Source organism: Aliikangiella sp. G2MR2-5, from assembly GCF_015687155.1.
In the GTDB taxonomy this organism is placed as follows: domain Bacteria; phylum Pseudomonadota; class Gammaproteobacteria; order Enterobacterales; family Kangiellaceae; genus Aliikangiella.
On sequence record NZ_JADPQF010000001.1, the window covers coordinates 1,086,223 to 1,110,146 of the forward strand.

22 protein-coding genes are annotated in these 23,924 nt (G+C 41.2%); 6 read left to right on the forward strand and 16 right to left on the reverse strand.

The features are described 5' to 3' along the window. Positions 1–256: 256 nt before the first annotated feature. On the forward strand, positions 257–757 hold the full coding sequence (locus tag IYN84_RS04345) for a DUF3016 domain-containing protein (RefSeq protein WP_196137933.1): 501 nt from the start codon (positions 257–259) through the stop codon (positions 755–757). 63 nt (positions 758–820) lie between these two features. Here IYN84_RS04345 and IYN84_RS04350 read toward each other — a convergent pair whose 3' ends face one another. From IYN84_RS04350 to metG, 8 genes are read right to left on the reverse strand one after another with little or no spacing between them, the layout of a single operon-like run. Further along, entirely contained in the window at positions 821–1,552 is a 732-nt protein-coding gene (locus tag IYN84_RS04350) for an electron transport complex subunit E (protein ID WP_210330291.1), read from the reverse strand. Beyond that, positions 1,549–2,208 (reverse strand): electron transport complex subunit RsxG, encoded by a 660-nt coding sequence (gene rsxG, locus IYN84_RS04355; protein ID WP_196137934.1) that lies wholly within the window; start codon positions 2,206–2,208, stop codon positions 1,549–1,551. Before rsxG ends, IYN84_RS04350 begins: the two co-directional genes overlap by 4 nt. Next, positions 2,201–3,253, reverse strand: coding sequence for an electron transport complex subunit RsxD (gene rsxD / locus IYN84_RS04360; RefSeq protein ID WP_196137935.1), 1,053 nt, complete (start codon positions 3,251–3,253; stop codon positions 2,201–2,203). The genes rsxG and rsxD overlap by 8 nt, the downstream gene beginning before the upstream one ends. Then, positions 3,253–4,857, reverse strand: coding sequence for an electron transport complex subunit RsxC (rsxC, locus tag IYN84_RS04365; RefSeq protein ID WP_196137936.1), 1,605 nt, complete (start codon positions 4,855–4,857; stop codon positions 3,253–3,255). Before rsxC ends, rsxD begins: the two co-directional genes overlap by 1 nt. A 27-nt stretch (positions 4,858–4,884) precedes the next feature. Beyond that, a complete protein-coding gene (rsxB, locus tag IYN84_RS04370) occupies positions 4,885–5,472 on the reverse strand; it encodes an electron transport complex subunit RsxB (protein ID WP_196137937.1) in 588 nt (195 codons plus the stop codon). Further along, on the reverse strand, positions 5,472–6,053 hold the full coding sequence (gene rsxA, locus IYN84_RS04375) for an electron transport complex subunit RsxA (protein WP_196137938.1): 582 nt from the start codon (positions 6,051–6,053) through the stop codon (positions 5,472–5,474). Before rsxA ends, rsxB begins: the two co-directional genes overlap by 1 nt. Before the next feature lie 20 nt (positions 6,054–6,073). Further along, complete coding sequence (locus IYN84_RS04380) at positions 6,074–6,445, reverse strand: hypothetical protein (RefSeq protein WP_196137939.1); 372 nt, start codon at positions 6,443–6,445, stop codon at positions 6,074–6,076. Continuing rightward, entirely contained in the window at positions 6,445–8,475 is a 2,031-nt protein-coding gene (gene metG, locus IYN84_RS04385) for a methionine--tRNA ligase (protein WP_196137940.1), read from the reverse strand. Before metG ends, IYN84_RS04380 begins: the two co-directional genes overlap by 1 nt. A gap of 250 nt (positions 8,476–8,725) precedes the next feature. On the opposite strand from metG, the gene apbC reads away from it, so the two are divergent. The 4 genes from apbC to IYN84_RS04405 all read left to right on the forward strand — a co-directional run bounded on the left by apbC (position 8,726) and on the right by IYN84_RS04405 (position 12,211). Next, positions 8,726–9,829 (forward strand): iron-sulfur cluster carrier protein ApbC, encoded by a 1,104-nt coding sequence (gene apbC, locus IYN84_RS04390; RefSeq protein ID WP_196137941.1) that lies wholly within the window; start codon positions 8,726–8,728, stop codon positions 9,827–9,829. A 55-nt stretch (positions 9,830–9,884) separates the two neighbouring features. Beyond that, on the forward strand, positions 9,885–10,448 hold the full coding sequence (gene dcd / locus IYN84_RS04395; RefSeq protein ID WP_196137942.1) for a dCTP deaminase: 564 nt from the start codon (positions 9,885–9,887) through the stop codon (positions 10,446–10,448). A 197-nt stretch (positions 10,449–10,645) separates the two neighbouring features. Beyond that, positions 10,646–11,467 (forward strand): PhnD/SsuA/transferrin family substrate-binding protein, encoded by an 822-nt coding sequence (locus IYN84_RS04400; protein WP_196137943.1) that lies wholly within the window; start codon positions 10,646–10,648, stop codon positions 11,465–11,467. Positions 11,468–11,497: 30 nt separating this feature from the next. Continuing rightward, positions 11,498–12,211 carry a DUF599 domain-containing protein gene (locus IYN84_RS04405; RefSeq protein ID WP_196137944.1) on the forward strand — a complete coding sequence of 238 codons (714 nt, stop codon included), beginning with the start codon at positions 11,498–11,500 and terminating at the stop codon, positions 12,209–12,211. Positions 12,212–12,265: 54 nt separating this feature from the next. Here IYN84_RS04405 and IYN84_RS04410 read toward each other — a convergent pair whose 3' ends face one another. The 8 genes from IYN84_RS04410 to uspE form a co-directional block, all read right to left on the reverse strand. After that, on the reverse strand, positions 12,266–14,707 hold the full coding sequence (locus tag IYN84_RS04410) for a heavy metal translocating P-type ATPase (RefSeq protein ID WP_196137945.1): 2,442 nt from the start codon (positions 14,705–14,707) through the stop codon (positions 12,266–12,268). Beyond that, on the reverse strand, positions 14,704–15,213 hold the full coding sequence (locus IYN84_RS04415; protein WP_196137946.1) for a FixH family protein: 510 nt from the start codon (positions 15,211–15,213) through the stop codon (positions 14,704–14,706). The genes IYN84_RS04410 and IYN84_RS04415 overlap by 4 nt, the downstream gene beginning before the upstream one ends. A 42-nt stretch (positions 15,214–15,255) precedes the next feature. Beyond that, the gene (gene ccoG, locus IYN84_RS04420) at positions 15,256–16,644 is read right to left on the reverse strand and encodes a cytochrome c oxidase accessory protein CcoG (protein WP_196137947.1); all 1,389 of its coding nucleotides are present in this window, start codon (positions 16,642–16,644) and stop codon (positions 15,256–15,258) included. 90 nt (positions 16,645–16,734) lie between these two features. Further along, the gene (gene ccoP / locus IYN84_RS04425) at positions 16,735–17,616 is read right to left on the reverse strand and encodes a cytochrome-c oxidase, cbb3-type subunit III (RefSeq protein ID WP_196137948.1); all 882 of its coding nucleotides are present in this window, start codon (positions 17,614–17,616) and stop codon (positions 16,735–16,737) included. A 4-nt stretch (positions 17,617–17,620) separates the two neighbouring features. Beyond that, a complete protein-coding gene (locus tag IYN84_RS04430; protein ID WP_196137949.1) occupies positions 17,621–17,800 on the reverse strand; it encodes a cbb3-type cytochrome c oxidase subunit 3 in 180 nt (59 codons plus the stop codon). Positions 17,801–17,805: 5 nt separating this feature from the next. After that, positions 17,806–18,417, reverse strand: a complete 612-nt coding sequence (gene ccoO / locus IYN84_RS04435) for a cytochrome-c oxidase, cbb3-type subunit II (RefSeq protein WP_196137950.1) — start codon at positions 18,415–18,417, stop codon at positions 17,806–17,808. A 2-nt stretch (positions 18,418–18,419) separates the two neighbouring features. Beyond that, on the reverse strand, positions 18,420–19,835 hold the full coding sequence (ccoN, locus tag IYN84_RS04440; RefSeq protein ID WP_196137951.1) for a cytochrome-c oxidase, cbb3-type subunit I: 1,416 nt from the start codon (positions 19,833–19,835) through the stop codon (positions 18,420–18,422). A 233-nt stretch (positions 19,836–20,068) separates the two neighbouring features. Then, positions 20,069–20,971: a universal stress protein UspE gene (gene uspE, locus IYN84_RS04445; RefSeq protein ID WP_196137952.1), complete on the reverse strand. Its 903-nt coding sequence runs from the start codon at positions 20,969–20,971 to the stop codon at positions 20,069–20,071. Positions 20,972–21,440: 469 nt separating this feature from the next. Between uspE and IYN84_RS04450 the strand changes: the two genes are divergently transcribed. Beyond that, positions 21,441–23,903, forward strand: a complete 2,463-nt coding sequence (locus tag IYN84_RS04450) for an RND family transporter (protein ID WP_196137953.1) — start codon at positions 21,441–21,443, stop codon at positions 23,901–23,903. Positions 23,904–23,924 lie beyond the last annotated feature (21 nt).

Sequence of the window (23,924 nt, forward strand, 5' to 3'; positions counted from 1 at the left end):
GACGGTGGTTACACCTTGTTTTAACGTTATCGCTTTTTGGGCTCAGAGTCTGTGATATTACTTATTATAGATATTGATCTCGATAAAAATGCCGGAAAAGCAAATAATGGTGCAATCCTACTAGTTTAGTACGAATTCAATCAGGGATGATATCTCTATTTTGAATAAGCGAAAAGGGGTAACTACTCATATCACGCTCTCCTGAATAAACCAGGAGGCTTTTTTTATCATTCGGGTTTCGATGAGGAAAATAAGTATGTTCAGACCACTTCTATTAGTGTTGATTGTTTTAAGTTCTGGTGGCTGTGGCGTGACAACCGCGCAGGCATCAGAATTGAATATCGAGCTTATTGAAGCTAAAGGATTTACTGATATTTATGTAAGCGGAAAAAGCAAAAAGCGAAGTATTGAACAGATTGGCAAAGAAGTTAATGCTCTTTTTAGTGAAGTTATGAATCCGCTTCTGGATGAGGGAATAGGCGTCGATATTAAAATAATTAATATCGACTTACCCGGCTATATTGACTATATGCGTGGAGATGGAAATAGAGATATTCGAATTATAAAGGATATGTCGATATATAAGATGAAATTCAAATTCCGATTAACTTCTGATTCGGGAGAGTTGATTACAGAAGGAGAGTACTCAATTAAAGAGTTTCTTGATGGACGCGCTACAAGAATCGGAATAAACAAATACAGTAGTATCTATTACTTCAAACCGCATCTTGAAAAATGGATTAAGTCGCTTAGATGAGATTTTCAGGTTCTGCTAATACTGATATATGAACGAGAAAATATTTACGCTAGCTTTAAATAGTTAAGGCGAAGTTTGGTGCGAGGATATTTCATCTAATGTTTGTACCTCATCTAATGTTTGCACCTCGTCATCACTTGCAAACCCTTTTTGGCTGATACCTTCATCAATATAGTTTTTTATGGCTACTAATATTCCCAGGCCAATAAAAGCGCCTGGTGGAAGTATCGCGAACAGAAACTTCTGATCTGTCAGGTAAAAATGCAAAGTCAGATCTTTAGCCCATTCCCCAAATAGCAGGTGGGCTCCATCCAAAATTGTACCTTGGCCTACAAATTCTCTAATCGCACCAAGTAACATTAGTACCAGAGTAAAACCTACTCCCTGTGATAAACCATCCATAAATGCAGGTATCGGACTGTTTCTGCTGGCAAAAGCTTCAGCCCGTCCAATAATGGTACAGTTGGTCACTATTAAAGGAATGAATATACCAAGAATCAAATAGAGTTCATAAGTAAAAGCATTCATTAGGAGTTGAACATTGGTTACAAAAGACGCTATTAGCATAACGAAAATGGGGATACGGATTTCTTTGGGGATATGCTTGCGGATAATGGAAACAGTGACATTTGAACCTATAAGGACAAATGTAGTTGCAATACCCAGACCAAGACCGTTTATTAATGTTCCGGTAACCGCTAGAAGGGGACAAAGTCCCAATAGTTGAACAAGAGCCGCATTATTGTCCCAAAGCCCGTCTCGGATAACTTTTCGATTTTCTTCAATTAGTTTCATGATTTACTAGCTGAACACTGATTCTTTGCATCAAACAGAGTTGTTTGATTTTGTTGATAGAAAAGCAGTGCGTTTTTTACCGCTTTAATTACTGCTCTGGGAGTAATTGTTGCGCCTGTGAGCGCATCAAACTTACCGCCATCTTTTTTTACCGACCAGCTTTTATCCTCTGGAATAATCAAAGATTTCCCGCGAAAGCCTTCAATCCATTCTGACTTCTCTATTTCGATCTTATCACCCAGGCCCGGTGTTTCCTGATGTTCGGTAATTCTAACTCCAGCAAGGGTGCCGTCTTTATAAATGCCTATCACCATTTTAATTTTACCTGCGTATCCATCAGGTGCGACGCTTGTTAAAAATACCGCATGGTTCTGACCAGCATTGCGCATCCGGTAGATTTTTACTTCAGACTGCGGTCCGAGTAATGGAACGTCAGTTAGTAATTTGCAGTCGTGATATACATCGTTGTCGTATTCTGTCCTGTTGACTATTTCATTCAACCGTCTTGCCATAGCCGCTTCGATTTCTTCGGCTATTTTATCTTTTGTAATTAAATGAACCAGCGCAATCAGTCCAGTGGAAACCGCTGCGAATAAAGCCAGCATCAGACCGTTACGGTTACTCGCTTTTAAAACGTTGTCAGCCTGGTCAGACATTAGTGTTTCCTTGCCGATGGCCATAGATTACTGGCCTGGTGTAATGATCAATAGTTGGAGCCGCGAGATTTAACAATAGCACAGCAAAACCCATTGCTTCTGGATAGCCGCCAAAAGTCCTGATAGTCACAACAAAAAAACCTATTAGTACTCCATAGATTAAGCGACCTTTTGGTGTTGTTGAAGCTGAAACTGGATCGGTAGCAATAAAAAATGCGCCCAACATTGTAGCACCTGTTGTAAGGTGGAAAACTGGAGTACTGAAGCGCTCTGCATCGAACCAGTTGAGCAATGCACTGGTAACAATGATTGATGCCAATACAGCGAAGGGAATTTGCCAACGAATAGTTTTGGTTGCCAAAAGCAGTAATCCGCCGAATAGAAATCCGTAATTGACCCAGTTCCAACCAATCAGGTTTGTGTTGTACATTGGGTCGGTAACTATTTCAGATGAAATTTTTCCCATCGTATGCGCGGTTTTTACATGGTCAAGAGGCGTAGCCATAGTAAAGCCATCAGCAACTGTTCTAAAGTCAGCCACCGTCAGGCCGCGACTGGTTTCAGATAAAAAAATTAACTGTAAAGACTCAGTGAAATTCGGAAAGTGACTGGCTATTTCAGTTGAAGGAAGCCAGGCTGTCATTTCAACCGGGAAAGAAATTAATAGTAGTACATAACCCACCATTGCCGGGTTAAACGGGTTGAATCCCAGACCTCCATAAAGCTGTTTAGCAAAAATAATCGCAAAACTCACACCAACAATACTCATCCAGAATGGAAGCGTTGGCGGAATAGCAAGTCCCAACAGGATCCCGGTTAAAGTAGCCGAGTTGTCCTTGAGCGCGTCCAGAGCACGGCCTCTGAACTTCAAGAATAATAGTTCACTTAAATTGGCTACCAGTGCACAAAGAACAAGATTGATTAGCACACCATAGCCGAAATAAAAACACTGTATGGCTGCGCCAGGAATTAGCGCACCTATGACTAATAGCATTACTTTATCTGTCGATAACGCATGGTGAAAGAAGGGAGAAGAGAGTCGCATTAATTTTCTCCTTCACTTGATTTGTTGTCTGATGTCTGTTTGTTTTTCTTTTGCTTAACCCGCTCAAGCGCAGCATTAATGGCAGCCTGTTTGCCATCAGGATCTTTGTTTGCGTCTTGAGCTGCTTTTTTACGGGCCTCCGCCGCCTTCTTATGCTTTGCTGCACGTTCTGCCTTTGCCCGCTCAAGTCTCATTTCTCTAAAGTCATATCGTTCTTTAGCTTTTTCTGACTTTTTCTTATTCGCTTTTAGATCTGCAATCTCAGATTTTCCATACCTGAAATAGTGAACCAGTGGTATTTCGCTCGGACAAACATAGGCACAAGCGCCGCACTCAATGCAATCCAGCAGCCCATGTTCTTCAAGAGGTTCCCACTGTTCGCTTTGGCTAAACCATAATAATTGCTGTGGTAGTAAATCAACAGGGCAGGCTTGCTGACACTCACTACACCTGATACATGATTTGTGTTGTTTTGCTTCTATTACCCAGTCATGTTGATTGCTTTTCTTCTTGTTAAAAATTATGCAGTTGGTCGACTTAGTAACTGGCGCACCGAAATCTCGAATGCTTTGCCCCATCATAGGGCCACCAAATATAACTGCTTCGAGCTGACTTTTGTCAATTTTCAATAATTCAATTAAGTGTGAAACAGGTGTTCCGAAAGGAATAACATAGTTACCGGCTGTTTTTACCAGATCGCCTGTTAACGTAACCACTCTCTCCGTTAGCGGTTGGTTAAACAAAATAGCGTCTCTTATTGCCTTAACTGTCGCTACATTTTGGACGGCAATTCCAAGACTTGCTGGTAACTGCCCATGAGGAACCTGTTTGCCGGTAACCAGTTCGATGGTTTGCTTCTCGCCACCACTCGGGTACTTTGTCGGAGCTACTACAATTTTTACATTTTTTGCCTGCGAGTCGAGTATCGCTTTTTTAAGTGACTCGATTGCCTCTGGTTTATTATCTTCTGTCGCAAAAATAATCTGTTTTGCATTAAGCAAGTGCGAGGCGATCAAGGCTCCTTGCAAAACTTCGTCAGCCTTTTCCTGTAGTAGTCTGTCATCACAAGTTATGTAGGGTTCGCATTCCATTGCATTAATAATCAAAGTATCTACCGGCTGGGTTCTGAGCTTTGTCGCTGTTGGAAATGTCGCGCCGCCAAGGCCGACTATGCCAGCTTCCTGTACTTTATTTATTAATTGCTCAAGAGGTAATGTTTTCCACTCAGAGTTTTCCGTAGACTTTAATTCCTCGAAGCTCTCGCTTGAGTTGCGCTTTGATACTTGAAGTTTCAAAGCCATAACTGGTTTACCCGATGGGTGTCCAACCAAGCTTGGTTCTATTGCTACCACGGTAGCATCGGCGGGGCTATGAATCGCTGCGCCAAATTGTGTAGGGATTGCAACCAGTTGCCCTTTGCAAATTTTGTCTCCCACACTAACTACTGCTTCATCTACACTGCCAATATGTTGTTTTAAAGGGAGTAATAAAAACTCAGGGAGAGGAATTCTTTCAATACTTTTTTGATTCGATAAGGATTTAAATTCCGGAGGATGTATTCCACCATGAAAATGTCCTGGTGCTTTTTGTATTATTGAGTTCATAGTCAATTTAATCACCAAGTCTGTATATCATGAAATAAGCTTTACAGGGATTTCCTGTTCAGGCTTTTTTTGTAATTCAAGAGGGTTCGGCCATTTCCAGTTATCGAAGGTTTCTTCAATCTCGACCATGTCTATACAGTCTACCGGACAAGGTGGTACACACAGGTCACAGCCAGTGCATTCAGACTCAATAACAGTATGCATATGTTTGGCTGCGCCAACAATGGCGTCGACCGGGCAGGCTTGTATGCACTTTGTACATCCGATACATTCATCTTCTCGTATTACTGCGACTTTAGGCTTGCTTTCTTCGCCACATGATTGGTCAAGAGGAATAATTTCAACATCGAGAAGTTCTGCCAAAGCTTTAATGCCAGCTTCTCCTCCTGGAGGACAGCGGTTGATAGCTTCATCTTTTTCAGCAATCGCTTCTGCATATGGCTTGCAGCCAGGGTAGCCACATTGACCACACTGGGTTTGTGGAAGAACCTGATTGATTTGCTCAACAATCGGATTACCTTCGACGCGATATTTGACCGAGGCATAGCCTAGTAAGCCGCCACATAGATAGGCGATGATTATCAGTGTTAGTGTCGCAACAATAAACTCAATCATTACAGTTTAACCAATCCGGCAAAGCCCATGAAAGCGAGCGACATCAGTCCAGCAGTAATAAGAGCTACAGCGGCGCCTTGAAATGGTTTAGGAACATCGGCAACGGCTATCCTCTCTCTCATTGCAGCAAATAAAATCAATACGAGAGAAAAGCCAAGAGCTGCGCCAAATCCATACACAAATGATTCGATGAAGTTGTGCGCGTGATTAACATTGAGTAACGCTACACCTAATACAGCGCAATTTGTCGTGATTAGTGGCAAAAAGATTCCTAACACCCGGTAGAGCATTGGGCTTGTTTTTTGAATCACCAACTCGGTAAATTGTACGACGACAGCGATGGCCAGGATAAACGATAATATCTGAAGATATTCCAATCCTAGTGGTTGTAGTATCAGGCTATTAATTAAATAACTGGCTACCGATGCCAGGGTTAGCACAAAAGTTGTTGCGGCAGCCATACCTACGGCAGTTTCAACCTTGCTTGAAACACCCATAAAAGGACAAAGGCCAAGGAACTTTGCCAAAACAAAGTTATTAACGAGTACTGTGCTAACTAAAAGAAGAAATATTTCTGACATAATGCTTGAGTCAATTCGACTTAGTTATCTTTTGTTTTTTCGTGGCTAGTTCGAGGTTCTTGCTTGGATTTGCCAACAAAAATAAAGTGACGAATCGCAAGCACCAATGAAAGCAAAATACCCCACACTATAAGAAGGGTTATAAGCCCTTGATAAATTGCTGATATACCGTCGAGCTCAGCATTAAATAAACTGGTTAGCAATAAAGGCGCATAGGTTTCCGAATCTCTTACAATTTCTGGTGTAAATGCGCCGGTCGCAATTAAAGTTAACAAACTCGCTCTGATAGCAAAATGGGTTTTTCTCAACTTAAGATCGAGCAAAAACAAAAGAACGAGTCCCAAAGCGATATAAGCAATCCAGGCTTGAGGATATAAACTAAATGTCGTCATTACTTCACCCGCATTCCTGGTTCAGCACCTTCATCTGGATTTAGTATCCACAAATCCTTTCCGCCAGGTCCTGCCGCCAGCACCATACCTTCTGATAAGCCAAAACGCATTTTTCGGGGAGCAAGGTTTGCCACCACAACGGTTAACTTTCCTTCGAGGTCTTCAGGAGAGTACGCAGATTTAATGCCGGCAAATACCTGCTTGGTAATGCCACCCAAATCTAATTGTAATTTTAACAGTTTGTCGGCTTCCTTTACCGACTCTGCTTTGACAATTTTGGCAATTCTTAAGTCTATTTTTTCGAAGTCAGCGAAAGTTATTTCATCTTTTAGTGGTTCGGCTAACTGAGGCTGGGCGGCTGCTTCAGCTTCTTCTTTTGATTCATCAATCATCGCTTCGAGATTTTTTGGATCCACTCGTTGAACCATTGGCTTGAATTTGTTGATAGCGTGATTTTCCAGTACCTTGAATGCGTCTTGCCACTGAAGAGGCGCTACGTTTAAGAAGCCTTCAACCTTAGCTGCAATCGATGGAATTGCAGGCTTAAGGTAAATTGTCAGAATTCGGAATAGGTTTAACGCAACAGAACTCACCAAATGCACGTCTTTTTGTGTCGATTCATCCTTTATTTTAACCCAGGGTTCTTCTGCATCAACATATTGGTTAGCTTTTGCAGCCAGTTGCATTATTTCTTTGATTGCTCTGCCGTATTCTTTATCTTCATAGTATTTTGCAATGGTGTCCGCAGCTTCCTGATATTCTTTTACCAATGGATGGTCAGCTACGCCACCACAGATTTTTGAATCGAAATTCTTGGTAATGAACTTAGCGACCCTGCTACCGATATTAATGTATTTTCCAACCAGGTCTGAATTAATTCTCGCGACAAAATCTTCAAGATTAAGATCAAAATCATCGACCCGACCGGTTAATTTAGCCATGAAGTAATAGCGTAGATATTCTGGATCCAAATGATTAAGGTAAGTTCTAGCCTTAACGAATGTTCCTTTGGATTTTGACATCTTGGTTCCGTTAACGGTCAGAAAGCCATGAGAGTGAACCTTGGTTGGTTTTTTGAAACCACTTCCTTCTAACATTGCAGGCCAGAATAGGGTGTGGAAATAGACTATATCCTTACCAATAAAGTGGTGAATCTCCGCATCGCTATCTTGACTCCAGAAGTCATCAAAATTAAGGCCTCCAGTTTTATCGCACAGATTTTTAAAACTTGCCATATATCCCATCGGGGCATCAACCCAGACATAGAAGTATTTATTAGGAGCGTTCGGGATTTCGAATCCGAAGTAAGGTGCATCTCGAGATATATCCCACTCTTGAAGCCCGGCATCAAACCATTCGTCCAATTTATTTGCGATCTGCTCTTGTACGTGTCCCTGGCGTGTCCAGGTTTTGAGCATTGATTCAAAATCAGTCAATTTAAAGAAGTAGTGCTCCGACTCTTTTTCAACAGGGGTAGCGCCTGACACTGCTGACTTTGGGTTCTTAAGTTCAGTCGGACTGTAGGTTGCGCTACAATTATCGCAGTTGTCGCCGTACTGATCTTCGGCGCCACACTTTGGACACTCACCTTTGACGAAACGATCAGGAAGGAACATCTCTTTTTCCGGGTCATATAGCTGGGAAATAGTACGCCTTGCGATATGCCCAGCATCTCTCAATCGCGTATAAATTAGCTCACAGAGTTCCTTGTTCTCTTTACTGTGAGTTGAGTGATAATTGTCATAGCTCACCAGAAAATCTTCAAAATCTTTAACGTGCTCTTCCTGCGTTGCCGCGATAAAGGCTTCGGGAGACATGCCTTCCTTTTGTGCGCGCAACATGATTGGCGTTCCATGAGTGTCGTCAGCGCATACCGCGATACACTGGTGACCGCGTAATTTTTGAAAACGACTCCAGATATCTGTCTGAATGTGTTCTAGCATATGGCCTATATGAATCGAACCGTTAGCGTATGGTAAGGCACTGGTAACCAGAATACGTCGTTGATTGTTATTAGTCTGAGAGTTCACGAAACTTTTACCTGAATATCATTAAGTACTAGTATGTGCCTGGTTTTTACCCAATCAGCTCTCAGTAAGTTCGCTTTTTGAACTGTTTGAGCAAGTCATTGGCCAGACACAATAAAATTGGCGCAACTATACCTTTTTTTGGCGGTGCTTTCATTAAAAACCACTGAAAACCTTACAAATTAAGCGAGTATTCGAGTGATTGATTGGGGTATAATCCCCGCAAATGATTTTAACTTAAAACTGAGATTCAATGTTAGACGAACAAGCTATTTTAGACCTGGTTAAAAGCACCGATTTTGAAAGTCTGCCCGAAGCGGTGGAGTTGGCTGACTTTATCAAGGATAGTCGAGTCAATGGTGATCACGTTACTTTACAGATAATGCTTCCTTTTCCATGTGATGGTGTAAAATTGGCCCTGGCAGACGAAATTGAGGCGGTAATACGTAAAGACTGGCCACAGACGAATAAAATTGCTGTAGAAATAAAAAGCCATGTCGCGGCTTATGAGACGAAAGCCGGTGTCCCTCCTTTGGCAAAAATTAAGAATGTTATTGCTGTCGCTTCTGGTAAAGGCGGAGTAGGTAAGTCTACAACCAGCGTCAATCTAGCGCTTGCGCTTGCAGCTGAAGGCGCAAAAGTAGGTATTCTGGATGCCGATATCTACGGGCCGAGTGTGCCGATTATGCTAGGTATCCCCGATGCTCGTCCTGTGTCTGAAGATAAAAAGACGATTTTACCGCTTGAGGCGCATAATATTCAGGCTATGTCCATCGGTTTTCTGGTCGATGAAAAGCAGGCAATGGTTTGGCGTGGGCCTATGGCATCTTCTGCACTCCAGCAGATTGTCAGAGATACCCGTTGGGGAGAGCTAGATTATCTTATTGTTGACCTACCACCAGGGACCGGAGATATTCAATTAACGCTCTCTCAGAAGATCCCCGTGACAGCGGCCGTAATCGTGACCACTCCTCAAGATCTTGCGTTAGCAGATGCAAAGAAAGCTGTTACCATGTTCGAAAAGGTTAAGATCCCGGTAATGGGCGTAGTTGAGAATATGTCAACTCATATATGTAGCAATTGTGGTCACCAGGAAGCAATTTTTGGCGAAGGAGGTGGAAATATTCTGTCAGAAGATTATGATATGCCGCTGTTAGGGCAATTACCGCTAGCTATGTCAATTCGACAACAGTTAGACGAGGGGAAGCCAGCGGTCGCTGATGACCCAAATAGCAAAATAAGCCTGACATATCGAGAAATAGCAAGAAACCTGACCGCTAATTTGAGTCAGTTAGGCAAAGACTATTCCAAGGGGGCTGATAGTATTGCTATCAAGACTTGGTCGCCCAGTGAGTGATAAGTAGTCAAGTTAATGGTTTATTGAGCGAACCAGTGTACAGAGAGAATAATAGATGAGTATTAAGTCCGATAAATGGATCCGCCGTATGGCGGCTGAGGGAATGATTGAGCCTTTTGCGTCAGAACAGGTTCGTCATGTTGATGGAAAGCGAATCGTTTCCTATGGCACTTCGAGCTATGGATATGACGTTCGTTGTTCCAATGAGTTTAAAATATTTACCAATGTTCATTCGGCTGTTGTCGATCCGAAAAATTTCGACGATCAGAGTTTCGTAAATATTCAGTCTGACGTTTGCATTATTCCGCCAAACTCATTTGCTTTGGCACGTACGGTTGAATATTTTCGTATTCCACGTAGTGTATTGACAGTCTGTCTGGGTAAATCGACTTATGCTCGCTGCGGTATCATCGTTAACGTCACTCCTCTTGAGCCCGAGTGGGAAGGGCACGTTACACTGGAATTCTCTAACACAACCCCGTTACCGGCCAAGATTTATGCCAATGAAGGGGTGGCGCAAATGCTGTTTTATGAGTCTGACGAAGTATGTGAGACCTCTTATGCTGATAGAGGTGGAAAGTATCAGGGGCAAACCGGAGTGACTTTGCCTAAGACTTAAATCCCAAGACATAAAACCTGAGAGGTAAGAGTTAAGATTAAAGATTTCGCTTAGTTGAGGTCTTTTCAGCTTGCTTGATACCAATCAAGACGTGATATACCAAAGGCAGTTATGCTCAGACTAACTGCCTTTTTTATTGCGCTACGATAAATCTTCAAATAGAAAACTTTCGAAGATTGTCTGCTACGGAGAGCCAGATGGCAAAAATTTTATCGATTTTAAAACCTTTTTTAAAATTTAAGCTGATACTATCTTACGGGATCTTCTACACGAGCTTTTCTGTGGCAGAGAATGTGGAAGACCTTCCTGAAATCTCGAGTGGATCGTTTATTATTGAACAATCTGAAGGTGGCTCCAATAATCCAAGACTTATTAATAAATTTGAAGAGTATCTGTCACAAAATAAGTGCAACCTCAAAGTGCAAGTATTCAACAATATTAAAGGGAATTTGAATACTGTTAGTAACGCAACCGACCTATATTTTATGCCATTGATAGAAGGCAAACAGGGCAAGCAAATTCGACTATTAAAAGCGGTTTCTCAAGCCGGAGACTATACTCAGTCAGCTATAGTCGTACGCAAAAATGCCGGGGACAAACTGGATACAGTTAGGGGATCGCATGTTAGTTTTGTCAGTCCTGCTTCTAAAACTGGCTATAACGATCAAATGGACTTACTTGGTAGAAACAAAATAATAGTTGACTCTGGTAATATAATGTTTAGTGGAAATCATATTGGAGCGTTAAGTCTTTTATTACATAAGGATGTATTTGCTGCAGGAGTTGACCGCTCATTGGCGGAGAAATGGCTTGATAGTAACAACCTGAAAATAATTGGTATTGGTAGTAAAAGAGAAGTCGGTGGGATTTATTCGCCTTCTGATGCTAATATTAATGATAGTCGGAGTTCAGGAAGTGCAAGCTGCTTGAAAGCACTTATCAAACTGAGCCCTAGAGACAAAAAACATAAAAGATTGATGAAAGTTTTCCCGGATTGGCTGACAGGTTTTAGTGATTAGTTTTTTCGGTTAAAGCTGGCAAGGAGTCACATGCAGATTTTTTCTTTTCTCGATTGGTTGGCATTAAGTATTTTCGTTGTGAGCTGGACCGGCTATACCTATTTTGCGAATCGACAAATGAAGGGAAATATTAATCTTTCTCGAAGTCTCACTACGCTTAGAGGTCACTGGATGACCCAAATGTTGAAGCGAGAGACTCGAATAGCTGATACTACCGCACTTGGTATTTTGCAAAGAACAGTAACTTTTTTTGCCTCTACTACGATTTTTATATTAGCTGGTTTATTCGCCATTCTGGGAGCATCAGATAAAGCTTTAAAGCTTGCCCACGCACTACCTTTTGTTGCCGAGCATAGTCAGGGAGCGTGGGAATTAAAGATTTTACTGATGGTATTAATATTTGTTTATGCATTTTTTAAGTTTTCCTGGTCGGTCAGGCAGTACAACTTTGCTTTGGTCATGTTTGGGGCGGCGCCAGAAAAGGATGACAAGGATATTGAAGATTTTATACGTTGTGCAAATGAGCTACTTACATCAGCAAATAACTCATTTAATTACGGCTTGAGAGCTTATACGTTTTCTATGGCGACCATAGCCTGGTTTATCCATCCGTTGGTATTTATTGTATGTAACTGTTGGGTAGTTGCAATTTTGTATCGTAGAGAATTTCTTTCAAAAACTCTATCTGCTATGAAATCTGCTGATAAAGCTATCAATAAGATTTATCAGCAGCAAGAACTATAAAAAGTGAGAACCACTATAAAAAGTAAGAACTTCTAATAGTGGCAGGTGGCTGTCTTACATCTTTCTTAATCTCAATGCGTTAAGAACAACGATCAGAGAACTTGAGGTCATACCTATAGCTGCTAGCCAGGCAGGAATCATGCCCGCAAAAGCAAATGGAATTGCTGTTAGATTATAAATCACCGCCCAGGACAAGTTCTGTTTGATTATCTTATTAAGCTTTTTCGAAAGCTTAATTGCTGTGGGTAAGACGTTTAAATCCTGACTGATAAGTACTGCATCTGAAGCCGTTTGTGAAAGGTGAGATGCGCCTCCCATGGTAACGCTGACGTAGGATGTTTTCAATGCGCCAATATCGTTAACGCCATCACCAACCATCAGTGTCTTTACTCTCTGATTTTTAAGCACTTCAATGTGGTGGAGTTTGTCTTCAGGGGAAGCCTGACTGATTGTTGTTTTGATATTTAACTGATTAGCAAGTGTGCGGCATGTTAACTCGGCATCTCCACTTAGCAGCTCCTGTGATATACCGGATTTATCAAGGCTATCGATTGCCATCTTTGCTGAGGTGTTCAAAATATCTTCTAATTCAAAAGCTGCAATAAGCTTTCCATTTTTTAACAGATAGCTGGTTGAACTGGAGTGACTTGAACTCTGCAGGGCGGAAGTTTGACTCTCGAATTGAATCGCCTGTTCAGAAGTAATTTCCGCTAATACAAACTTCTTACTGCCTAGTAGATATTCTGTTTCCTTTTTGTTTGCTTTAATTCCTCCTGCTATCACTTCTTCAATTTGATCAAACTCCAAAGGTTGAAGATCTGAACTGAGTTTAAATGCCTGTGCAACTGGATGATTTGAAATACGCTCCATCGAACAAGCAATAAGCTTTACCTCATCTTTGGACAGCTTAGCAAAGATATGGTTTTTTTCTATTCGATATTTCCCGAGAGTAAGAGTGCCTGTTTTATCGAATATAACTCGTTCAACTTCGGCTAAACGCGATAAAGTGTTCTTCTTTCGCACCATTAAACCCAGATCAGTCATAGTCGCGGTAGCTGAGGCAATAGCAGCGGGAGTTGCCAGCGATAGTGCGCAGGGACAACTAACAACGAGTAGCGATAAAACGACAGGGAAAACCATTTCAGGCTGTGCAAGTAAATGGTACCAATAATAAACAGCGATTATGACAATTAAAAAAAGAATCGCCACATACCAACTAGCAATCTTATCTGCCATGGAAACTCTATCTGAAGAGATGTTTTCGCTTGATTGCTGCAAGTCTACCAGTTGTTGGAGCCGACTTTCTGCTAAAGGTTTTACAACTCGGATTTCAATCGCTCCACCAGCGTTAGTGGAACCGCTATATACTGTCTGTCCAGATTCTTTTTCAACAGGAAATGACTCGCCTGTAATAACAGATTCATTGAGGCTAGCCTTAGAAGTAATTAACTTACCATCTACAGGAATAATGGCACCGGAGGTTACCAGTACTTTGTCATTAGGCTTTATTTTCTTTATCGGAACACTATCTTTTTTCCCTTTATTAGATATTCTGGTAACTGACAAAGGAATAAGACGTCTAAAATTTTGTTGTTTTAGGAGTGATGTTAATCGCGCTTTATGCTCGAAATAACGTCCGAGCAAAAGAAAAAAAGTAAACATAACGACTGAGTCAAAGTAATAAACCTTACCATCAGTTAAGAGCGAGAAAACGCTGGACGAGTAGGCTGCGAGTATCGCTATTGATACAGGTAGATTCATTCCGAGCTGGCGAAATTTTAAATTTTTCCATGCGCTTTTCAAAAATGGGGATGCGGAGTAAAAAACAACCGGAGTCGCTAGAAAACCACTTACCCAGTGCATAAAGTAAGCATGAGATTTTGCCATGTCCTGGTAGTCCCCCAGATAGAGTCCAGTGGCAAACATCATGACTTGCATAGTCGCAAGTCCGGCAACAATCAAACGCCGAATATAGGCTCGTTCTTCTTTTTGGGCGCTTTCTTCCTCAAGGTCGTCTCTGTAAGGAAATGCACGATATCCAAGCTTTCTAAGCGTGGTAAGAATCATGGTAAGCGAAGTGCTTTTCTCGTAAAGAATAGTGGCTCTTCGAGTGGAAACATTTACCTCGACTGAGGTGATACCTTCTAATTTGCCCAGTTGTTTTTTTATCAACCATCCACAGGCTGCACAGGTAATACCTTCTACACCAAGTACAATCTTTAGTTGGTCGCCGATGGATTCAGCTACTTCAGACTGGATTTCAGGGGTATCTAGCGCTTTGAGCTGTTCAAGCTCTTCAGGGAGAATTTCTTCTATCTTGCTGTTATTTGTCGAACGAAATCGGTAAAAGTCCTGTTGTCCCGATTCGCAGATTGTTTGGGCAACAGCGAGGCAGCCTGGACAGCAAAAATTGCGTTGCTGTCCTAATACCTGATACTGAAACTGGTCGCCTGCCGGTGTGGGTAAGGCACAGTGGTAACAATGAGTGCTCGTCATTTCATATCGGAGGCATTAATGGTCAAATTCTCGCTTTCGGGATAATGAAAACGTGACTTCAGTATCCATTGTTCGCTATTCGGGCTAATTTGAATGTACCAGTAAGCCTTGGAAAGCTCGGGCAATTGTCCTATGTATTCACTTTGGCTAATGCCGTCGAGTGGTATCTGATGATCTCTTTCGCTTCGTGTCGGATGAGATAAAAGGATGGTGATCTGATTAGACTGAATGTCCTGATTGAGTTTAGCGCTGATAAGGCCGTTTGACCTATCCAGCTTAATTTCTGCGACTAAATTAAGCTCCTTTGCTGCATTTACTTTCTTAATTGCTCTGTTGATCGCTAATCCTTCTTTAAAGTAGTTATCTTTCACCATGCTATGAGGCTGATCTGCGGCGATGAAGTAGGTGGCAACACCTGCGACTACTGTTAAAAATGGGATCGAGAAAACCAGCCAGGGCCAAAACTCTTTATACCATGGGCGGGGAAGTTCGTTATTGTTTTCCATTAGATATTCTCGTCACTATTCTGTTAACTTCAATGCAAATATTTATTTCTTTGGACCAAGAAATTTTGCGTTGGTGTAATAAATACTTTTGTCTTCTCCGAGGGTTGAAATCTTAAATACGATATCATTCGCTCGCTTATTCAATTCTTCTGGCGGTACACTAACTCTTAAAGGAACTGTCAGTACACCTCCTGCTTCAATCTCAAACTCAGTCTCACCATGTATTTCACTTTTATCAAGCCCTTCGATTGAAAGCTTGTAATTGTGATTGTCTTGCGACATGTTAAGAATTTTAAGCTGGTAAGTGTTTTCTATACTACCATCAAAATTTTCAGTGAAAAGATTTTGTCTATCTCTTATTACATTGACGTCCAAAGGTGTACGAGTAGCAATAAGAAAGATAAAGGTGAGAATCAGACCACTAAAAAGCATGGTATAAAGTATTGAGCGTGGTCGAATTAATTCAGTCTTTCTACCTTCCTCGGAATGTTCAGTCGTGTATTGAATGAGCCCCCTGGAGTATCCCATCTGATCCATTACATTGTCGCAAACATCAATACAGGCAGCACAGGCGATACACTCATATTGCAGACCATTTCTAATATCAATGCCAGTAGGGCACACATGTACACACTGATTACAGTCGATACAATCACCTAGCCCCTTGGCTTTATAGTCAGAATTTTTCTTCCGCTTGCCTCTGGATTCACCGCGCGTTTCATCATAAGAAATAATTAATGTGTCTTTATCAAACATTGCGCTTTGGAAGCGGGCATACGGACACATGTGCAAGCAAACCTGTTCACGTAATTTTCCGGCATTACCATAGGTGGCAAGGGAATAAAGTCCTATCCAGAACCACTCCCAGGGGCCTAGTGACAGAGTTAATATTCCATCCCATAATTCACGAATTGGAGAAAAGTAACCAACAAAGGTGTAGCCTGTGAATAGTGCGAATACTATCCATAGAGTATGTTTTAAGGTCTTCTTGATTATTTTTTCGGGTCCAAGCGGCTGCTTGTCAAGCTTCATTCGTTTATTTCGGTTACCTTCAACAAACTGCTCAATCCAAAGGAATGTTTCAGTCCACACCGTTTGTGGACAAGCATACCCACACCATAACCGGCCCGCGATAGCGGTAAAGAGAAATAGCCCGACCGCACAAATAACGAGTAAAAGTGTTAAGTAGACAAAATCCTGTGGCCAAAATGTTACCCCAAAAAGGTGAAACTTTCGTGCAGGTAAGTCAAGCAGAATGGCCTGGTTGCCATTCCAGGTTAACCAGGGAGAAATATAGTAGATACCGAGAAGTAATAAAACTGACAGTATTCTGAGCCGAGCAAAACGGCCATGAACTTGACGGGGATAAATCTTTTCTGGTTTTGCATATAAGTCGCGGATGACGTAGGTATCAGACTGCTTTTGTGACATCGGACTGTCCGGATTGTATGTTTTGAAACTATGAAAGAGGCCGAAAAAGGGCTTCTAATAAGCGCTATTTCGGCCGATTATTCAAACTTTCTATTTGTTTGAAAGACTATAGACGTAAGCTGCAACCAGATGAACTCTGGCTTCACCAAGGATGTCAGCATGTGCTGGCATATTTCCATTACGTCCATTTCTGATGGTTTCTGCAATTGTGCTCCTGGAGCCACCATATAACCAGATATTATCTGTCAGGTTTGGTGCGCCCATCGCAATATTGCCGGTACCTTCTTTTGTATGACAAGCGAAACATTGGGTATTAAAAATAGCTTCACCAGCATTAGCTTTGGCTTCGTCGACTTTATTGCCGGAAAGTTGACCAACATAATTAACTAACTGATCAATTTGCTCCGCTGTCAGGCTTGTACCAAACGCCGGCATGGCTCCCATTCTACCGTGTAATATGCTTTGCTCTATCTGCTCTGGAGATCCTCCCCATAACCAGTCGTTATCAGTTAAGTCAGGATATCCGGGATTACCGGCTGCATCAGAGCCATGGCAACCAAAGCAGGTATTTACGAAAATACGTTTACCCATTTCTGTTGCTTGTTTTACCTTTGCCAATTCAGCTATAGGCACAGATTTATACTTATCAAACAGAGGTTGATAGGTTGCCTTTGCTGCTTCCACTTCTTCGGTATGTTGTTTTTGTGGCGTCCATCCAAGATAGCCTGCAAAATTGCCCAGACCAGGGTAAAGGATTAAATATACAACACCAAAAATTAACGTGATGTAAAACATATTCAGCCACCAGCGAGGAAGAGGGTTGTTATACTCTTCGATGCCGTCATAAACATGGCCTGTTGTTTCGTTTTCCGCGCCGCCTTTAATTTTGCGGGTCCAATGAAGCAGCGCCCAGCAACCAATAATGTTGATTGCGACTATAATAATTACCCACCAACTCCAAAAATCTGACATGGTTTTATACCTTACTTTTATCAGGGGTTACTTGTTCAGAACGCTCGTCTCCATCTTCAAAGACTATGTTTGCCGCGTCCTCATAGTGGCGCTTGTTTTTCTTGCTAAACACCTGGTAAATCAAAATGATGAACAGCACGAAAAGAGCAAGCGTAATCAAACTTCTTATTAAGTTGATATCCACAGTAGTTACCTATTTTCTTTCAATGCATGACCTAGTGACTGTAAATAAGCCACAACAGCGTCAAGCTCCGTTTTACCTTCGACTTGTGCTTTCGCATTAGCGATATCGTCTTCAGTGTAAGGCACACCAAAGTGATCTTTAAAAGCTTTCAATTTGCTTGCGGTTAAGTTGCCATCAAGCGTTTTTTGTTCAAGCCACGGAAAAGCGGGCATATTCGACTCAGGAACAACATCACGTGGGTTGAGTAGATGAGCTCTATGCCAATCATCACTATAGCGGCCGCCGACTCGAGCGAGATCAGGTCCTGTTCTTTTAGAACCCCAAAGGAATGGGTGTTCCCAAACATGTTCACCAGCTACTGAATAATGGCCATATCGCTCTGTCTCTGCGCGGAAAGGACGAATCATTTGAGAATGACAGGTACTGCATCCTTCTCGAATATATATATCGCGTCCTTCCATTTGCAGCGCGGTGTATGGTTTTAAAGTCTCAATTGGTTTGGTTGTGTCTTTCAGGAAAAACAAGGGCACTATTTCAGCCAGGCCTCCGAAGCTGATCACGATAATGATCAGAATTCCCATCAGGCCAATATTTTTTTCTATTGATTCGTGTTGCATGATTAGCCCTCTTTCGCTGTATCTGTATCAGGACCTGCCTGAACTGTTTTGATCGTGTTGTACGCCATGATTAACATGCCACCAAGGAACAAAATACCGCCAACTAATCGAATCGCGTAGTAGGGGTAAGTTTCTTGCACTGCTTCAACGAAACTGTAAGTCAACGTACCGTCTTCATTCACTGCACGCCACATTAATCCTTGCATTACACCCGCAATCCACATTGCAGCGATGTAAAGTACGACACCAATTGTAGACACCCAGAAATGAGTGTTGATCAGGTCTACACTGTACATATCCTTTCTTCCAAATACTTTTGGAATCAGATAGTAGAGTGCGCCAATAGAAACAAAAGCAACCCAGCCTAGTGCGCCAGAGTGAACGTGTCCGATAGTCCAGTCGGTATAATGTGATAATGCATTAACAGTCTTAATTGACATCATCGGACCTTCGAACGTCGACATACCATAGAAAGACAAGGAAACAATCAAAAATTTGAGAATAGGGTCGTTTCTGAGTTTATGCCACGCACCTGAAAGGGTCATGATTCCGTTAATCATACCGCCCCAGGAAGGTGCGAGGAGGATAAGCGAGAATATCATACCAAGTGATTGCGCCCAGCTAGGAAGGGCTGTGTAATGAAGATGGTGAGGTCCTGCCCACATATAAATTGCGATAAGTGCCCAGAAATGAACAATCGATAAGCGATAAGAATAGACCGGTCTTTCTGCTTGTTTAGGAATAAAGTAATACATCATTCCAAGGAAACCTGCGGTTAAGAAAAAGCCTACCGCGTTGTGTCCGTACCACCACTGAACCATCGCGTCTATCGCGCCGCCATATGCGGAGTAAGACTTGGTAAGAGATACTGGTATTGCAGCACTATTAACAATATGAAGGATCGCAACGGTTAAAATAAATGCACCGTAGAACCAGTTTGCAACATAGATATGCTTTGTTTTACGCTTGATAATGGTGCCAAAGTACAGAATTGCGTAAGCAACCCAAACCACAGCAATCAAAATATCGATTGGCCATTCCAGTTCAGCGTACTCTTTACCACTTGTCCAGCCCATGGGTAGCGATATTGCTGCTAAAACAATAATTAGCTGCCAGCCCCAAAATACAAAGGCAGCCAAAGCGTTGCTAATAAGCGGCGTTTGGCAGGTTCGTTGTACAACATATAGCGAAGTAGCCATTAACGCACTACCACCGAAAGCGAAAATTACCGCATTAGTATGTAATGGACGTAGTCGGCCATAGGTTAAAAACTCGATACCATAGGTTAGGTCAGGCCAAAACAGCTGAGCAGCTATGATGCATCCGACGAGCATACCTACGATACCCCACACGACAGTCATAATAGAAAACTGTCTGACCACACGATAGTTATAGGTCGGAGATGAATTTTCAGACATTTTATATCCTATTTTTATCAAAGAAACGGGCGTAATTTGCCATCGCTAATTTTGCCCGATTGGAGAATTTGAACGGTTGATCTATATCAATAAAAAAATTGTGGTTTTTACCGGTTTGAACTTAGGCGTAATTATAGTGCAAAGATCTTATTCTGCATACGCGAGCTAAGACTAAAAATGCATGAAATTTGCCTTTTCTTTGCGTGTTAGATTATTTTTCGGACTCTAACTGATTAAGGTTTAAGCGCCAGTACCTCGCATTGAAGGTGGGTTAATACTCTTTCGGCAGTGTTTCCCATAAATGCCCCTTTAATACCATCTCTGCTAATTGTGCCCATTACAACAATTTGGGAGTTGATCTGCTTTGAAAGTTCAGGAATTCGGTTTTCTGCTAAACCTTCAATAACGTGCTGGTTTTGTGGTTGAATACCCATATCGCTGACAAGTTCGGCCAGCTTTTTCCTATTAAGAGCATTAACTTCCTCTTTTAGCTGGTTTGGGTCAAAGCCAGGGATAGTTATCGCATTGTCTATCATAGGTGATATATGGGTAGTTACTGCATGAGTAGGGGCGTTAGTCAATCTGCCAATGAGTTTTGCAAAGTTGATGATATCCCTGTTGAATGCCTGTTCTTTAGGATTTTCGCTAGCTGCATCAATCGCAGCCAATGTCGGTGCGTTCATATTCCATTCAGCTGACTTAACTAACAATAGCGGCGCTGGGCAATAGCGCAAGAGTTGCCAGTCCATGGGCATGGTGAATGGATTGACGCTATTAGCTGACTCGCTAATGCGTTTTACGACCAGATCGGGCTTTAATTCATCGCAAGCTTCCATAACGGCTCGCTGAATTTTGCGGTTCCATTTAACCATAACCTGGACTGGGATATTTTTAGATTCAATATTAGACTTGAGCTGCTCCAGATACTCTTGTCTTTCCTGAATCTTCTGTTCTTTGATTTGTTTTTTATGATTGCTTGATAATAGTGGAGATAATTCGGTGCCGGGGTCAAAAACACAGCTTAACAGGGTTAGTTTTATATCGTAAAATTCGGCAAATTGAAGCGCTCTAGCCAATGCAATATGGTTTCGGCGTTTACCACTTACAATTACCAGGATATTTTGTGGAAACTTCATTTGTCTCTCCGGAACTATTTCATACTAGTTTGAGTCATTAAAAACGTAATTTTTAATAGCAAGTAAAGCTCCGACCAGTATAGAATACTTACTGATTGAAAACTATGAATTTTTGTGAAAATCAACTCTGAGTCGAACTAAGAAGAGAGTGGTTTCTGAATTAAGGCCATGATGCTGGTTAAATATTGTTCTAATTGAGGTGAGTAGGATTTATTATAGACGGCGAAAGCCTTAATGAACCAGCACAGTGGCGCGACAGGCTAAATCGCCGGAATAGTAATGTTGTTTAAATGTCTACTGAAAGAATTTAATCATTAAGTTTTATCGAGAATTAAGGAATTAAGGGAAGAAAATGCCAAACTGGCTACTACAGTTATATAAAGACTATGTACTTAAGCACACGTGGATGACTGCATTGCTAGTCATGGCTGTTATCAGCGCGGTCGGATCTTACGTTGTAGACTTTCGAATGGATGCATCTGCGGATTCCCTGATTTTGGAAAACGATCGCTCCCTGGAATTTTACCGTAAAGTTAAAAAAACATACGGAACAGATGATTATCTCTTTGTTACGTTTCAACCAAATGCGCCTTTGTTTTCCAAGGCTTCAATAAAACAGCTCAAAACTCTCAAAGATCAATTAGCGGCTTTACCCGATGTCGAAACTGTTATTTCTTTGGTAGATGCACCTATATTCGATCCCGAGAATGTTAGTTTGACCAATATTGAAAATGATCTTTATTTTATTGGTGATGAAAATGTAGATTTGATTAAAGCAAAAGAGCATATACTCAACATCCCGCTTTATCGCAATTTACTAATTAGTAGCGATGGTGAAACTACTGCAATTCAAGCTAATTTAAAAGGCAATAAAAACTACTTTAAACTGAATGATGAGCTTCGAAAATTACAGTGGAAACGAATTAATAAGGAACCTTTGACTGCTTATGAAGCTCAGGCAGAAAGAAATCTTAGAGAAGAATTACGACTACTTGCTGACGAAGATGCTAAACGCAACGAACGTGTGATTAATCAAATAAGAGATATTAAAAAGGGATTCCAGAATGTTGGAACAGTCTATTTAGGTGGTATCCCTATGATTGCTCATGACATGATTGAATATGTCAAAAGTGATCTGGTTGTATTTGGCTTAGGGGTTTTTCTTTTACTGATATTAATTCAGGCTTTTATTTTCAGGAGAATTCGCTGGATAGTTATTACACTTGGTTGCTGTATTATTACTGCAGTTATGAGTATGGGGATCCTCGGAATCTTTGATTGGCCGGTTACGGTTATCTCTTCCAACTTTGTGGCACTACTTCTTATAATAACGATGTCTCTTGTCATTCATCTGATAGTAAGGTTCCGTCAAGTTGAGCGAGAAAACATGGATGCTGACTATGACGAAAAAGTTCTATTAACAATATCATCAATGTTTACTCCTTGCGCATACACAGCACTAACGACAATTGTTGCATTTGGTTCGTTGATGGTCAGTGATATTCGCCCTGTAATTGATTTTGGAAAAATGATGATTATGGGTGTTAGTTTAGCATTTGTTGTTGCTTTCACAATGTTTCCTCTACTTATGAAGCTGAAAAAGAAGGCAGGACTCGATCGTAGAAAAGAAACCGGCTTTTTCACATTTACAAATAAACTTGCAATAGTTTCAGACCGTTGGAGATGGCAAGTAGCCTTGGTCGCTGTAGCAATGTCAGTTGCTAGTGCATGGGGAATTAGTTATCTGTCTGTAGATAATCGTTTTATCGAATATTTTAAGTCTGACACTGAAATTCATCGAGGCATGAAGGTCATTGATACGGAACTAGGCGGTACGACGCCGCTTGAAATTATAATTGAGCGTTCCGCGATTGAAGCTGATTTTGCATTTATTGAAGAGGAAAGTGAAGAGGAAGAATGGGAAGATGAGTGGGAAGGTGAAAGTGCTAGTGGTGAAGAAGAAACTCCTCGCTTATGGATGACATCGCATGGAATCAATAAGCTGCACAAAATTCAAAATTTTCTAGATAGTCTAAGTGTCACAGGTAAAACGTTATCGCTTGCCGCCGGTTTACAAATTGTTGAACAAATTAATGACAATCAAAGGTTAAGTGATTTCGAGCTAGCATTACTGGAGAAAAAAATTCCTGCCGATTTGAGAGAGCAGGTGATGTCTCCTTTTTATGATAAGGAAAATGATGAGGTTCGTTTTCTGGTAAGAGTTAAAGAGACCGATCCTGATCTGGATAGAAATAAGCTCCTCGCCGACATTACAAAATTTTTTAAGGAAGAGTTAAAATTTAGTGAGGAAAGCTTCCATTTTACCGGTATGTTGATCTTATATAACAATATGTTGGAAAGTTTATTTAAGTCACAAATACTTACACTAGGCGTTGTTTTTGGAATTATTCTGCTAATGTTTATAGTATTATTCCGCTCGCTTAAGCTAGCAATATTGGGAATGTTTCCAAATTTAGTCGGTGCCTGTTTCGTACTAGGACTGATGGGTTGGTCTGGGATACCCCTTGATATGATGACGATCACCATTGCAGCTATTAGTATTGGTATTGCTGTAGATAATACTATTCACTATATCCACCGATTTAAAATGGAGTATAAGCGTTTAGGTGATTACACTCAGGCTATGTATGCTTGTCACGATACCATTGCAAGAGCAATGTATTTTACATCTATAACTATTATTGCCGGATTTTCCGTATTAGTTCTATCGAACTTTATGCCATCGATTTATTTTGGATTGTTTACCAGTTTAGCAATGCTAATCGCACTGATGGCAAACCTTACCTTATTACCTGTATTGTTGTTAATCATAAAGCCGCTAAATCTAGAACAAGAAGTGTTAGATTCTATTGATAATAAGACCGAATCTGAGAGAGACTCGAATATTAAGAAGTCTATAGCGGTTGATTAAGTGCTCAGTATGATTATTATT

Bases quoted from the DNA above. Each gene is read 5' to 3' on its own strand.
- IYN84_RS04345 (WP_196137933.1), top strand. From the start codon at position 257: ATGTTCAGACCACTTCTATTAGTGTTGATTGTTTTAAGTTCTGGTGGC.
- IYN84_RS04350 (WP_210330291.1), bottom strand. From the start codon at position 1,552: ATGAAACTAATTGAAGAAAATCGAAAAGTTATCCGAGACGGGCTTTGG.
- rsxG (WP_196137934.1), bottom strand. From the start codon at position 2,208: ATGTCTGACCAGGCTGACAACGTTTTAAAAGCGAGTAACCGTAACGGT.
- rsxD (WP_196137935.1), bottom strand. From the start codon at position 3,253: ATGCGACTCTCTTCTCCCTTCTTTCACCATGCGTTATCGACAGATAAA.
- rsxC (WP_196137936.1), bottom strand. From the start codon at position 4,857: ATGAACTCAATAATACAAAAAGCACCAGGACATTTTCATGGTGGAATA.
- rsxB (WP_196137937.1), bottom strand. From the start codon at position 5,472: ATGATTGAGTTTATTGTTGCGACACTAACACTGATAATCATCGCCTAT.
- rsxA (WP_196137938.1), bottom strand. From the start codon at position 6,053: ATGTCAGAAATATTTCTTCTTTTAGTTAGCACAGTACTCGTTAATAAC.
- IYN84_RS04380 (WP_196137939.1), bottom strand. From the start codon at position 6,445: ATGACGACATTTAGTTTATATCCTCAAGCCTGGATTGCTTATATCGCT.
- apbC (WP_196137941.1), top strand. From the start codon at position 8,726: ATGTTAGACGAACAAGCTATTTTAGACCTGGTTAAAAGCACCGATTTT.
- dcd (WP_196137942.1), top strand. From the start codon at position 9,885: ATGAGTATTAAGTCCGATAAATGGATCCGCCGTATGGCGGCTGAGGGA.
- IYN84_RS04400 (WP_196137943.1), top strand. From the start codon at position 10,646: ATGGCAAAAATTTTATCGATTTTAAAACCTTTTTTAAAATTTAAGCTG.
- IYN84_RS04405 (WP_196137944.1), top strand. From the start codon at position 11,498: ATGCAGATTTTTTCTTTTCTCGATTGGTTGGCATTAAGTATTTTCGTT.
- IYN84_RS04410 (WP_196137945.1), bottom strand. From the start codon at position 14,707: ATGACGAGCACTCATTGTTACCACTGTGCCTTACCCACACCGGCAGGC.
- IYN84_RS04415 (WP_196137946.1), bottom strand. From the start codon at position 15,213: ATGGAAAACAATAACGAACTTCCCCGCCCATGGTATAAAGAGTTTTGG.
- ccoG (WP_196137947.1), bottom strand. From the start codon at position 16,644: ATGTCACAAAAGCAGTCTGATACCTACGTCATCCGCGACTTATATGCA.
- ccoP (WP_196137948.1), bottom strand. From the start codon at position 17,616: ATGTCAGATTTTTGGAGTTGGTGGGTAATTATTATAGTCGCAATCAAC.
- ccoO (WP_196137950.1), bottom strand. From the start codon at position 18,417: ATGCAACACGAATCAATAGAAAAAAATATTGGCCTGATGGGAATTCTG.
- ccoN (WP_196137951.1), bottom strand. From the start codon at position 19,835: ATGTCTGAAAATTCATCTCCGACCTATAACTATCGTGTGGTCAGACAG.
- uspE (WP_196137952.1), bottom strand. From the start codon at position 20,971: ATGAAGTTTCCACAAAATATCCTGGTAATTGTAAGTGGTAAACGCCGA.
- IYN84_RS04450 (WP_196137953.1), top strand. From the start codon at position 21,441: ATGGATGCATCTGCGGATTCCCTGATTTTGGAAAACGATCGCTCCCTG.